This is a genomic window from Corynebacterium sp. MSK150 (assembly GCF_030229215.1).
In the GTDB taxonomy this organism is placed as follows: Bacteria; Actinomycetota; Actinomycetes; order Mycobacteriales; family Mycobacteriaceae; genus Corynebacterium.
Window position 1 is genome coordinate 1 of sequence record NZ_JASPHM010000015.1, and the last position, 12,000, is coordinate 12,000.

A 12,000-nucleotide genomic window follows, 5' to 3' on the forward strand; every position below is an offset into this window, starting at 1 on the left:
GGGCGTACTGGTGTGTGCTTTGATAACGCGATGGCTGAGTCGTTCTGGTCGACGCTTAAAACCGAGTTCTACGACCGCAAGCGCTGGCCAACCCGTGATGCCGCGCGCAAGGCCGTTGCCTACTGGATGGAAGTCGTTTACAACCGTCGGCGCCGGCACTCTGCACTAGGAATGGTCAGTCCCGTCGACTTCGAAAACCACATTGGTCTAACCACCAGTAGAAAAGAAATAGCTGCCTAAACACTAGGTAGCCCCACTACGTGTCCACGATTTGCGGGCAACCCCAGTAATGCTGCTGATATAGACAAAGGTGTCATTAAGCTTTCCACCGGGCGTGTGCCTTTTGTCCCGGCTGGCCCGGATGTGGCGCTGTATAACAGGCTTATGCAGGTAATTGAGTACGTTGATGGTCGTCAAGCAGTTCCAGTCCAGGTTATTCCGCAACAGCGTATCGATAGGCGTATCTCTTCGCGCTACTTATCGATAGAAGAACGCGAGCTCATCTTTGATCTTGACCGGCAAGGCAAAGGTGTACGTGAGATAGCTCGGCGTCTTCAGCGCTCTGCTGGCACTATCAGCAAGGAGCTTAAACGCAACCGGGATGAATTTGGGGTGTATCTTCCCACGCATGCGCACCGTAAATCGGTGTTGCGTAGGTTTAGACCGAAAAAGCGCAAGATTGATGCCAATCCACGTTTGCGCACCGTGGTCTGGGCGATGGTGAAAGATAGGTACTCGCCGGAGCAGATTTCTGGGAGGTTGCGCAGTCGCTATCCCGGTGATGAGACTATGTACGTGTGTCCTGAAACTATTTATCAGTCTTTGTATTTCCAGGCTAAAGGCGAGTTGAAAAAGGAAGTCGCTGCTGCACTGCGTCGCGGTCACGCCCAACGTCGACCTCGTGGCACGCGCAGTGCCCGCAGGCGGTTTGTTGACCCTATGGTGATGATTTCCGACCGGCCAGCAGAAGTAGATGACCGAGCAGTACCAGGTCATTGGGAAGGCGACCTCATTTTAGGCGCGGGTAATAAGTCTGCAATTGGCACGCTAGTAGAGCGAACCACGCGCTATGTCATCTTGCTGCATTTACCTAATGGGCATAGTGCTACCGAAGTAAATGAAGCACTTACTAAAGCGATTGCTACCTTGCCAGATCATCTCAAAGGATCACTTACCTGGGATCAGGGAAGTGAAATGGCCTGCCATAAGGCCTTTTCTGTAGCGACAAACTGTCCCGTGTTCTTCTGCGATCCTGGTTCGCCGTGGCAGCGAGGCACCAATGAAAACACCAATGGACTACTAAGGCAGTACTTCCCTAAAGGAACAGACCTAAGCGTCCATAGTGCAGCGGACCTAGAATTCGTCGCCATGCAACTCAACCGCCGCCCCCGCAAAACCCTGGGCTTTCAAACACCAGCCGAGAAAATGGCCGCACTGATAAACTCAACCGAAACATAAGAAGTGTTTCCACGACCACTAGAATCCGCCCAGCGATTGAAAACAGCGAAACCCCCGCACCTTCGTGCGCGGTTCCTTGTGGTGGGTTCCGAGCGGAGGAAGAAGGTGAGGGGTTTAGCTGGTCTTCATGAAGGAGTACAGAAGGCTAATTACTTAGCTTCTGCAGCAGCCTCTGCGTCATCCTTGGAGGACAGGCCCTCGAATACGGAGGACAGGCCCTCGGAGTCGGTGTTGGACTCGGAGGAAGCGTCGATGAGGCCCTTGATGCCCTTAACGAGTGCTTCCCAGTCGATGGCGGAGCTGAGGTCTGCGAGGGAATCGAACATATACATTCCTTTCGGATCGGCGGAGTAAAACTACAATCTCTCTCTGGGGTAGCAGCTCTTAACTGCTGTAGTTCCTAGTGTGCGGTAGCGGGGGCGAGCTGCCAATCCTCTTTTGGATCCTTTCTGAGGTGACTTTTGGATCCTCTTAGGGTTATTTAAGGATCTCCGTTTGGGTGTGGGGCAGTGTTGGGTGAAGGGGGTGATTGTGCGGAGGGTAGGGGTGTGGGCGTCGGCAAGGGCGGGGCTGAGCTGCATAAAGGCAAGGTTTACAAGAAAAGTTGAGTCGCGGGGAATAACTTTTGTAGGCTACCCGTTGTAAGGATTGAGTGACACGGGCTCAAGGTTGTGTGACCGGACGTAGAAGTTCTGTTACAGTAGCGCTCGGACGCAACGAGAAGTTGAGTCACTGACAGTCAACTTTATTAATTACCCCAAGATAAAAGGAGAAGAAATCATGGGACGCGCAGTAGGTATTGACCTTGGTACGACGAACTCCGTCGTTTCCGTACTGGAGGGTGGCGAGTCCACCGTTATCGCTAACTCTGAAGGCTCCCGCACCACGCCTTCCGTCGTTGCTTTTGCAAAGAATGGCGAAATCCTGGTCGGCCAGTCCGCTAAGAACCAGGCGGTAACCAATGTTGACCGCACCATTCGCTCCGTCAAGCGCCACATCGGCACCGACTGGAAGATCAACATTGATGATAAGGATTACACCTCCCAGGAGATCTCCGCTCGCACGCTGATGAAGCTGAAGCGCGACGCAGAGGCTTACCTCGGTGAGGATGTTACTGACGCCGTTATTACCGTTCCTGCATACTTCGAGGACGCACAGCGCCAGGCCACCAAGGAAGCTGGCCAGATTGCAGGCCTGAACGTGCTCCGTATCGTTAACGAGCCAACCGCAGCTGCTTTGGCTTACGGCCTAGAAAAGGGCGAGCAGGAGCAGACCATCCTGGTATTCGACCTGGGTGGCGGCACCTTTGACGTCTCCTTGTTGGAAATCGGCGATGGCGTCGTTGAGGTTATGGCCACCGCCGGCGATAACGAGCTGGGTGGCGATGACTGGGATCAGCGCATCGTCGACTGGCTGGTAGACCGCTTCAAGACCTCCCAGGGCGTTGACCTGACCAAGGATAAGCGCGCCGTACAGCGTCTGCGCGAGGCTGCAGAGAAGGCCAAGATTGAGCTGTCCTCCTCCCAGCAGGCCAACATCAACCTGCCGTACATCACCGTTGACTCCGACAAGAACCCGCTGTTCTTGGATGAGACCCTGACCCGCACCGAGTTCCAGAAGATCACCCAGGATCTGCTGGACCGCACCAAGGCTCCGTTCAACCAGGTCATCAAGGACGCTGACCTTTCCGTCGGCGATATCGACCACGTTGTTCTCGTTGGTGGCTCCACCCGTATGCCAGCCGTATCTGACTTGGTTAAGGAACTGACCGGCAAGGATGCCAACAAGGGCGTTAACCCGGACGAGGTTGTTGCAGTCGGCGCTGCCCTGCAGGCAGGCGTGCTGCGCGGCGAGGTTAAGGACGTGCTGCTTCTCGACGTCACCCCGCTGTCCCTCGGCATTGAGACCAAGGGTGGCGTGATGACCAAGCTCATCGAGCGCAACACCACCATCCCGACCAAGAAGTCCGAGACCTTCACTACCGCAGAGGACAACCAGCCTTCCGTACAGATTCAGGTCTTCCAGGGCGAGCGCGAGATGGCTACCGCTAATAAGCTGCTCGGCTCCTTCGAGCTCGGCGGCATTGCTCCGGCACCGCGCGGTGTTCCGCAGATTGAGGTCACCTTCGATATCGATGCCAACGGTATCGTCCACGTGACCGCAAAGGACAAGGGCACCGGCAAGGAAAACACCATCAAGATTCAGGATGGTTCCGGCCTGTCCCAGGAAGAAATCGACCGCATGGTCAAGGATGCTGAGCAGCACGCTGAAGAGGACAAGAAGCGCCGTGAGGAGCAGGAGCTGCGCAATAACGCAGAGTCCACCTCCTACCAGACCCGCAAGTTCTTGGATGACAACGCTGACAAGGTATCCGAGGACGTTAAGACCAAGGTCACCGAGGCTGCTGATGCCGTTGATGAGGCTCTGAAGGGCGATGACCTCGAGGCCATCAAGTCTGCAGTGGAGAAGCTGTCCACCGAATCCCAGGAGATGGGCAAGCAGATCTACGAGGCACAGGCTGCTGAGGCAGGCGCCGAGGGTGCTGCCGATGCTGGTGCTGCGCAGGGTGACCCGAACGTCGTCGACGCTGAGGTCGTTGACGAGGACGAGAACAAGGATGGCAACAAGTAATGACTCAGGACAGCGGAATGCCGCACAACCCAGGCGACCCGGAAAACACGGATCCGGAGGCTACCTCGGCTGACCGCGCTGAGGCTGCTGCCGAGCAGGCCGAGGAGGCCCAGGCTGCGCAGGAAGCACAGGCTGACGCCACCGAAGAAGCCGAGCTGGATCCCACCCTCGATGCTGACCTCGAAGAAGCGCTGGCAGATGTCAACGCTGATGAGGTAGAAGCCGAAGCAGCGGGCGAAGAGCCCGCAGGCACCGGCGCTAGCGATGTGGAAGCACAGTTGGCAGAACGCACAGAAGACCTGCAGCGTCTCAATGCGGAATACACCAACTACCGCCGCCGCACCGAGCGCGACCGCCAGGCCGTAATCGAGACCGCCAAGGCCAAGGTCATCGCAGATATGCTGCCTGTCCTTGATGACCTGGAACTGGCTCGTGAACACGGCGACTTGGAAGGCCCGCTCAAGGCGTTTGCGGATAAGCTCCACAGCACGCTGGAAAAGCACGACCTCGCTGCCTTTGGTGAGGAAGGCGATGCCTTCGACCCTGAGGTCCACGAAGCCGTGCAGGACTTGTCCTCCGGCGATGAGCAGGTGCTTGGCACCGTGCTGCGCAAGGGCTACCGCGTGGGCGACAGGCTCGTACGCAATGCCATGGTCATCATCGCGGACCCCAGCGATGAGTCCGGCAGCTCGGAAGAATCCGAGTAAATAACATAAAGGGCGCCCTGGGAATTGACTAGTGACCTTCCCGCGGCGCCCTTTTACTTAACTTGTATCGATTCTCTTTGAAAGGAGGAGATGCCCAGTGAGCGCTAAACCCGAATGGGCAGACAAAGATTACTATGCGGATCTGGGGGTCTCCTCGTCCGCAGACCAGAACGAGATTAAGCGTGCTTACCGCAAGCTAGCGCGCGAAAATCACCCTGATACCCACCCGGACGACCCCGCGGCAGCGGAAAAGTTCAAGAAGGTTGCGGAAGCCTACGACGTGCTTTCCGACGCCACCGAGCGCAAGGAATACGACCAGTTCAAGGCCATGCTCCGCAATGGAGGCGGCTTTGGACGGATGGGAGGCGCCGGATTTCCCGGCGGGTTTCGATCCACGCGCATGGGTGGACAAGGTGCGCAAGAATTCGACCTCTCGGACCTCTTCGGAGGATCCGCTGGAGGATCGGCTCAAGGCGGCGGTGTTGGGGATATCTTCGGTAGCGTTTTCAACCGCGGCGGTAGTGCTGGCCACTCAGCTAAACCGTCGCGGGGGGCCGACGTCGAAACGGAAATAACCCTCGACTTCCGAGAGGCTGCTAAGGGAACCACCATTCCCCTAGCGCTCAGCGGCAATGCGCCCTGCACCACGTGCCACGGCTCGGGTTCCGCTTCCGGCAAGACCTCTACCTGTGGCACCTGCAGCGGTACCGGTTTTACCTCGGAAAACCGCGGCGCCTTCGGTTTCTCTGCCCCGTGTAAGGACTGCGATGGCACCGGCCGCCGCATCACGGATCCGTGCAAGGATTGCCACGGCACTGGCACGGTTCACCGCACCCGCAATATCACCGTGCGCATCCCTGCCGGCGTCATTGATGGACAAAAGGTCCGCCTCGCCGGCCAGGGCGAAGCAGGTCCCAACGGCACACCGGCCGGTGACCTGTTCGTAGCGGTGACTGTAAAGCCGGATAAGGTCTTTACCCGCGAGGGCGATGACCTCCATGTCACCGTTCCGGTTTCCTTCACGGAGCTGGCCTTGGGCGACACCATCGCGGTTCCTACCTTGGATAACCCGGTGCGCGTGAAGATCCCGGCTGGCACCCCGGATGGTCGCACGTTGAGGGTGCGTGGAAGGGGCATCGCCAAGCGCGGTGGCAACTCCGGTGATCTGCTGGTTTCCGTGCAGGTTACCGTGCCCACCAAGCTCGATGCCGCTGCCTCCAGCGCCCTGCGCACCTATGCTCAAGCGGAAAAGGACTCCGGTTTCAACCCGCGTGCGGGTTGGGCCGGCGCCGAGAATGCTTAAGGCAGGAGGTGTGTTGAAAGATGAGCACTGGAAAGGCAGAAGATTCCGGCACCGCGGTCTACGTCATCTCGGTAGCTGCAGAACTATCCGGAATGCACGCCCAGACCCTGCGCACCTATGACCGTATGGGCTTAGTCTCCCCGGCCCGCACCCGTGGCGGCGGCCGCCGCTACTCTGACCGGGATATTGAGCTGTTGCGCAAGATTCAGGCGCTGTCCCAGGACGATGGCGTCAACCTTGCCGGCATCAAGTCCATCATCGAGTTGACCGAAGAACGCGATCGACTCGAGGCTGAGCGCGACGCTTTAGCTGAAGAGGTCCGAGCCCTGCGCGAGCAGGCCGCTGGACGTCGCCCGCAGCGCAGTGGCGAGCTTGTCCATGTACCACGGTCCACTTCCGTGGTGATGTGGAGCCCGCGTACCGCGCGTGAGCGCAAGCGCTCCCGCGGCCGTGGATACGGCCAAGACTAACTCTCGCTCTGCAGACGAGTACACCCAACCCCGCAGCCAGCTTCCCCGCTGGATGCGGGGTTTTCTTCTGCCTGCGTACTCGCGGTGGCATGTGAATATTTGCAAAGGGGGTAACTGTAATCAGTGCGCATTGCAAAGTTTAGGGTTAGGATGACTAGCAGGTTGGTGATGTAAGACACAGGCAGGAATATTAGTGTCGCACAACACCTTTACCCGTAATTTTCTCCAGGAAAGGACACACAGCATGACCCTGTATGCAGCCCCGGGAACCGAAGGCTCCATCGTTGACTATCGCGAAAGCTATGACAACTACATCGGCGGCCAGTGGGTGGCGCCCGTCGATGGTGAATACATGGACAACATCAGTCCAGTAAACGGCGAGGTATTTTGCCGGGTAGCTCGCGGCAAAGAAGCCGATATCAACTTGGCTATCGATGCCGCGGAAAAGGCCTTCGAAACCTTCGGTAAAACCACCCCGGCCGAGCGTGCATTGCTTCTGCATCGCATTGCGGACCGCATCGAGGAAAACCTGGAAAAGATTGCGGTCGCGGAAACTTGGGAGAACGGCAAGGCCGTACGCGAAACTCTGGCCGCTGATATTCCGCTGGCCGTGGATCACTTCCGCTACTTCGCTGGCGCCATCCGCGCCCAGGAGGGCCGCCTGTCCCAGCTCAACCAGGACACCGTGGCCTATCACTACCATGAGCCGCTCGGCGTCGTAGGCCAGATTATCCCGTGGAATTTCCCGTTGCTCATGGCCGCCTGGAAGATTGCGCCAGCGCTGGCTGCTGGAAACTGCATTGTCATGAAGCCGGCTGAGCAGACACCAGCATCCATCCTGTTGCTCATCGATATCATCGGTGATCTTCTTCCTGACGGCGTGCTCAATATCGTCAATGGCCTAGGTGATGAAGCCGGTGCGGCACTATCCGGTTCGGACCGCATTGCCAAAATCGCCTTCACCGGCTCTACCCCGGTGGGAAAGATCATCAACAAGGCTGCCGCTGACAAGGTCATCCCCGTTACCTTGGAACTGGGTGGTAAATCCCCGTCCATCTTCTTCAAAGACATCATGGATGAAGACGATTCCTACTTGGAAAAGTGCGTGGAGGGCTTTGTCATGTTCGCCCTTAACCAAGGCGAGGTCTGCACGTGCCCATCGCGCGCGCTGGTGCACGAAGACATTGCGGATAAGTTCTTGGAACTGGCCGTTGAGCGCGTCAAGAAGATTAAGATTGGTCACCCACTCGATACGGAAACCATGATGGGTGCGCAGGCCTCCCAGGAGCAGATGGACAAGATCAAGCAGTACCTGGAGATCGGTCCGCAAGAAGGCGCGGAGACTCTTGTGGGCGGCCACGTGAACAAGGTGGAAGGCCTGGAAAAGGGCTACTACATCGAGCCCACCGTGTTTAAGGGAAATAACGACATGCGCATCTTCCAGGAGGAGATCTTTGGCCCGGTGCTCTCCGTAGCTACGTTTAAGGACTATGACGAGGCGATCACAATCGCTAACGCCACCAACTTCGGCCTTGGTGCCGGCGTATGGTCGCGCAGCCAAAACATCTGCTACCGCGCGGGCCGCGATATCCAAGCCGGCCGCGTGTGGGTAAACCACTACCACGACTACCCAGCGCACAGTGCCTTTGGTGGCTACAAGGAATCTGGCCTTGGCCGTGAGAACCACTTGATGATGCTGGGCCACTATCAGGAGACTAAGAATATGTTGGTCTCCTATTCGGACCAGCCGGCCGGCCTGTTCTAAAGGCCGTACCCCTCGGATTAGTTCGCGCGCGCCACTTGGCCTAGGCCACGCAAGAACCGCGGGTCCTCCCAATAGGAGCCATGATCGCCAGGGAGGCCATCCGCGCCGGGGAGGGGAGTGGCACCAAAAGTATCAACGGTGGGATCGGGACCATGGATGCCGCCGTTAGGCCCCGTCGTAATAGCGATGGGGTCGTTGGCATTTGTGGCCGCCCAGATGCGGCCATGCAGTTCTGAGGCATGGTCAGCGCCGGTGCCAGGGCTGCCGACGAGCACTACGTCCTCAGCAATCCTTTCCTGCTTTGCGGCATGCCCGGTGACGACAGAACCATAGGAATATCCCACTACGGTGCGCTTGGCCTGCGGATAGCGTGTACCGAGCGAGCGCTGAAACCGGGCGAGTTCTTGACTGGCAGTGCGCGCGGGAGTGGCGTGAACCGCACGGGGTAGGGAGGATGGCGCCTGGTAGCCCAACCACACCACCGCCGGCCCGCCACTGGCCTTAGCAAGATTGCGGCCGCGGTCTACCGCGCGCTGCCAGGTTTCTGGATCGGAGGAGTGAACTCCTTCCACGAAGGTGGTAAGTGATGCCGGCGTAGTCCGGAAGCCGCCGGGGTCCACCATGGCTACGAGCCGTCCGTCGCTAGTTTCTAGCACCCGCATATCTGGGTTCTGCGCGGCTAGCTGAGATACGTGCTCGCTGGCGTGGGCAAGGTTAATCTCGTGGACGGTATCCACTGGAAGATCGGAGAAGTCTTCGAAGCGAACGGGTGGCGCGACCCCGGCAGGCGTACACAGGGCATCGATTTCTTGGGAGCACAGCCAGTCGAGGGAATCACCCAGTGCCCGCACCTGATTCAACAAGAGTCCAGCGGCACTGGCCGCGGCGCCATTGCGCTCATCCACTTGTCCTAGAAATGCGATGATGCGGTCCTCGAGTTCCTCGCGGCGGGCCTGCAGGTCCGCGTGACGCTCAAGGGTGGTGGCAACCTGCTCCATCTGGTGCAGCGGCTGGGTCAGCCAGTCGGTGTAGCCCGCCAAACTGGTGCGGGCGGCGTCACCAGCGGGGCCACCCAGTGATAGGCCGCGCCAATCCTGGTGTGCATCTAAAAATCGAAAACGCAGTTCAGTGCGTTCGCTGTGCAACGTACTGGCGCCATGTCTTAAAGCCATAGATAGGGTCATCGCGCATCTCCCAGTGCATGGCCCAGGCGGGAATCCACCCCAGCGGCAGTGCCGAGAAAGGCCGCAATGGAGCGCAATTGCTCGGTCGTGGCGTCCTCCGTTGCGGCCACGGTGCTGGACCAGGTGTCGCGGGCCCGCTCTAGTGCGGCCGCGGTGCGGTAGGCGGTATCGAGCGCGGCCGTCGGCGGTGGCAGTGGAGGACGCGCCATGAGGGAGCGGACGTAATCGGGCAGGTGCGTGGGAATTTCTACATAACTCATGCCCCTAAGCCTGAAGGACCACACAACGCCGCGCTAGGGGTTATGACGCAGCCTGTGGATAACTTTGCCCTGCTTCATTATTTTGGGAGGCATGAAGGTAGCAGCAGTGCAGTTAACGTCCACCGGTAATATCACCGAAAACCAGGAACTGGCCCTTGCCAAGATCCGTGAGGCAGCCGGAAACGGGGCGCGGTTAATCGTGCTGCCGGAGGCCACGTCGCAGAATTTCCGCTCCGGGCGCCTTGATGAGCAGGCGCAGACGCTCGAAGGCCCGTTCGCCACGGCGATCCAAGCGCTCGCAGAGGAGCTCGAGGTCACCGTCGTGGCCGGCATGTTCTGCCCAGCCGATACCGTGGAGCGCGAGGGCAAGACCATTAATCGCGTGACCAATACGGCGCTCATTGCAGGTCCTGGCGTACTGGGTGGCTACGACAAGATTCATACCTATGATGCCTTTGACTACCGCGAATCGGATACGGTCTTGGCCGGCGAATCGCTGGTGGCCTTCGACGTGGATGACCTTATTGTGGGCGTAGGCACCTGCTATGACATCCGTTTCCCGGAGCAGTTTAAGGAGCTGGCCAGCCAGGGCGCGCAGCTCATTGTTGTGCCCACGAGCTGGGCGGACGGCCCCGGAAAGCTGGAGCAATGGCGCCTGCTCACGGCCGCGCGTGCCTTGGACTCCACCAGTTATATCGTTGCGGCCGGCCAATCGCGCCCGGGCGGTGACGCAGAGGCGGGCAATCCTTCCGGACCAACGGGCATTGGCCATTCCACCATCGTTGACCCGAATGGCGTGCGCATGGCCGAGGCCGGGTACGAGGATGACATCCTTTATGCCGACATCGATCCGAATGAGGTAGCGAAAACCCGCCGCGCCCTGCCGGTCGTGGCCACTGCGGACTAGGCCAGTGCCGCGTAGTCTTCCGGCTGCCAGCGCCCGTCGCGGCCCCAGCTAAGGAGGTCGATGTGCTGCTTGCCGACGCCCCTTTGAACCAACTCTTCCTCACCTTCCACAACTTCTTCGGCCGGTCCGACGAGTAGGAAGCGCGGGGGAGTGCCTGTGGATAACTCCACCTCGTTGACTACTACATCGGTCGGCTCCCCGGAGACCACGTAGTCGGCGCCGGGTGCCAATTCGCGGGCATTGAGCAACCACGGGTCTTTTTCTTCCCGCACGATGCGGCGCACCGGTACGCCGAGCGCTGCTAGGTTCTGCTGGAAGTAGGTGTCATAGTGGGCGCCGGGGCTGCCCGCCACGGCAAAGAGGCGCGGTACTCGGCTGCGGACTTTATCGCCCAGCGCGGCGAGCGCCGCGCAGCGGGCTGTGGCCCAGCCGGTGCCGTAGGCAATGATGACCAGTTCACCTGCGCCCGCGTTCTGGAGGCTAATGCCGCCGGCGGGCTGGCCCAAGGTCCACCAGTCTCCGGGCTGCGCGTGCGCGAGGGACCGGGAAGCCTCGCCCGCGGTGGAGACGTGAAAGATCAGCTGACCGGTCCCGTCGCTAGGCTGCGCAGGGGTGAGCATCCGCCATTGCCCGGGCAAGTACTGTGTAGTCACCGGAAAGTGCTGCCCCGGTTGGTAGGGCACAGCCAGGCCAGCCTCCACGCGGATGATGGATGTCTCGCGGGTGGGGTGATCCACCGCTACCACTTGCGCCGAGTGCGCCGGTGCTTCGCCGGCGGCGTCGGATTCCCGTGCGGCGTCGGCCATCGTGGTACATACCTGGTGGATGACGTCGCAGGCAAAGTTGTATTGATACTGCGTTAGCGCCAAAACCCGCAGTCCCGCCACGAGGGCATCGTCAAAGCGGGAATAGATTTCGGCCGGAAACCCATGCCGGCGGTGATCGCGGGCGAGCTGGGTGAGCTTTGCGGAGACGTCGGCAAGCAGGGGCTCCCCAGGCTCCGTATGCTCAATCACCCACGCCAGCGCAGGCACCATCGAGGTATGGGTATCGCGCATGGACAGGGCAAAAATCTGCCGGGATTCAGGCACCGCGTTAAAGAAATGCTCGTGGACCGCATCGCGGTACTCGTCTTCGTAATTTCGAAAATGCTCGCCCAATTCCCACATGTCACATCATCCTAATAGTCAGCGCCCAACCGGGGGTCGAGCTACCTACTGAAAGTGTAGTGGGGGTGAAAACGGGAGCCTATGTTGTGGCTCACTTGTCGGAAGGTATTGTATTCCCTATCCGTCTGCCCTCTAACGGGGGCAAG

Annotated in this window: 12 protein-coding genes; 8 read left to right on the plus strand and 4 right to left on the minus strand. The window is 59.3% G+C overall.

Features of this window, described 5'->3' with window-relative positions; translation table 11 throughout:
* Positions 1–240 (plus strand): integrase core domain-containing protein (locus tag QP941_RS09550; RefSeq protein WP_502869213.1); only part of this gene is annotated, 240 nt, incomplete at its 5' end.
* 60 nt (positions 241–300) lie between these two features.
* A complete protein-coding gene (locus tag QP941_RS09555; RefSeq protein WP_502869214.1) occupies positions 301–1,458 on the plus strand; it encodes an IS30 family transposase in 1,158 nt (385 codons plus the stop codon).
* A 149-nt stretch (positions 1,459–1,607) separates the two neighbouring features.
* Here QP941_RS09555 and QP941_RS09560 read toward each other — a convergent pair whose 3' ends face one another.
* Positions 1,608–1,784 carry a hypothetical protein gene (locus tag QP941_RS09560; RefSeq protein WP_284844676.1) on the minus strand — a complete coding sequence of 59 codons (177 nt, stop codon included), beginning with the start codon at positions 1,782–1,784 and terminating at the stop codon, positions 1,608–1,610.
* 454 nt (positions 1,785–2,238) lie between these two features.
* Here QP941_RS09560 and dnaK point away from each other — a divergent pair, with 454 nt between their 5' ends.
* From dnaK to exaC, 5 genes are all read left to right on the plus strand, one after another.
* A complete protein-coding gene (gene dnaK, locus QP941_RS09565) occupies positions 2,239–4,089 on the plus strand; it encodes a molecular chaperone DnaK (protein WP_005325523.1) in 1,851 nt (616 codons plus the stop codon).
* Positions 4,089–4,796: a nucleotide exchange factor GrpE gene (gene grpE, locus QP941_RS09570; protein ID WP_284868778.1), complete on the plus strand. Its 708-nt coding sequence runs from the start codon at positions 4,089–4,091 to the stop codon at positions 4,794–4,796. The genes dnaK and grpE overlap by 1 nt, the downstream gene beginning before the upstream one ends.
* Positions 4,797–4,893: 97 nt before the next feature.
* On the plus strand, positions 4,894–6,099 hold the full coding sequence (dnaJ, locus tag QP941_RS09575; RefSeq protein WP_284868779.1) for a molecular chaperone DnaJ: 1,206 nt from the start codon (positions 4,894–4,896) through the stop codon (positions 6,097–6,099).
* A 20-nt stretch (positions 6,100–6,119) separates the two neighbouring features.
* Positions 6,120–6,569 (plus strand): heat shock protein transcriptional repressor HspR, encoded by a 450-nt coding sequence (locus QP941_RS09580; protein ID WP_049378992.1) that lies wholly within the window; start codon positions 6,120–6,122, stop codon positions 6,567–6,569.
* 244 nt (positions 6,570–6,813) lie between these two features.
* Complete coding sequence (exaC, locus tag QP941_RS09585) at positions 6,814–8,334, plus strand: acetaldehyde dehydrogenase ExaC (RefSeq protein ID WP_239279378.1); 1,521 nt, start codon at positions 6,814–6,816, stop codon at positions 8,332–8,334.
* Between the two features lie 17 nt (positions 8,335–8,351).
* Here the strand turns inward: exaC and QP941_RS09590 are convergent, their stop codons facing one another.
* Both QP941_RS09590 and QP941_RS09595 read right to left on the minus strand, forming a co-directional pair.
* Positions 8,352–9,506, minus strand: a complete 1,155-nt coding sequence (locus tag QP941_RS09590) for an alpha/beta hydrolase (protein WP_284844677.1) — start codon at positions 9,504–9,506, stop codon at positions 8,352–8,354.
* Between the two features lie 8 nt (positions 9,507–9,514).
* On the minus strand, positions 9,515–9,778 hold the full coding sequence (locus QP941_RS09595; RefSeq protein ID WP_269953938.1) for a hypothetical protein: 264 nt from the start codon (positions 9,776–9,778) through the stop codon (positions 9,515–9,517).
* Positions 9,779–9,869: 91 nt separating this feature from the next.
* On the opposite strand from QP941_RS09595, the gene QP941_RS09600 reads away from it, so the two are divergent.
* The gene (locus QP941_RS09600) at positions 9,870–10,685 is read left to right on the plus strand and encodes a carbon-nitrogen hydrolase family protein (protein ID WP_284868780.1); all 816 of its coding nucleotides are present in this window, start codon (positions 9,870–9,872) and stop codon (positions 10,683–10,685) included.
* Here QP941_RS09600 and QP941_RS09605 read toward each other — a convergent pair.
* Positions 10,682–11,854 carry a 2-polyprenylphenol hydroxylase gene (locus QP941_RS09605; RefSeq protein WP_284868781.1) on the minus strand — a complete coding sequence of 391 codons (1,173 nt, stop codon included), beginning with the start codon at positions 11,852–11,854 and terminating at the stop codon, positions 10,682–10,684. The two genes, QP941_RS09600 and QP941_RS09605, sit on opposite strands and share 4 nt — an antisense overlap.
* Positions 11,855–12,000: the final 146 nt, after the last annotated feature.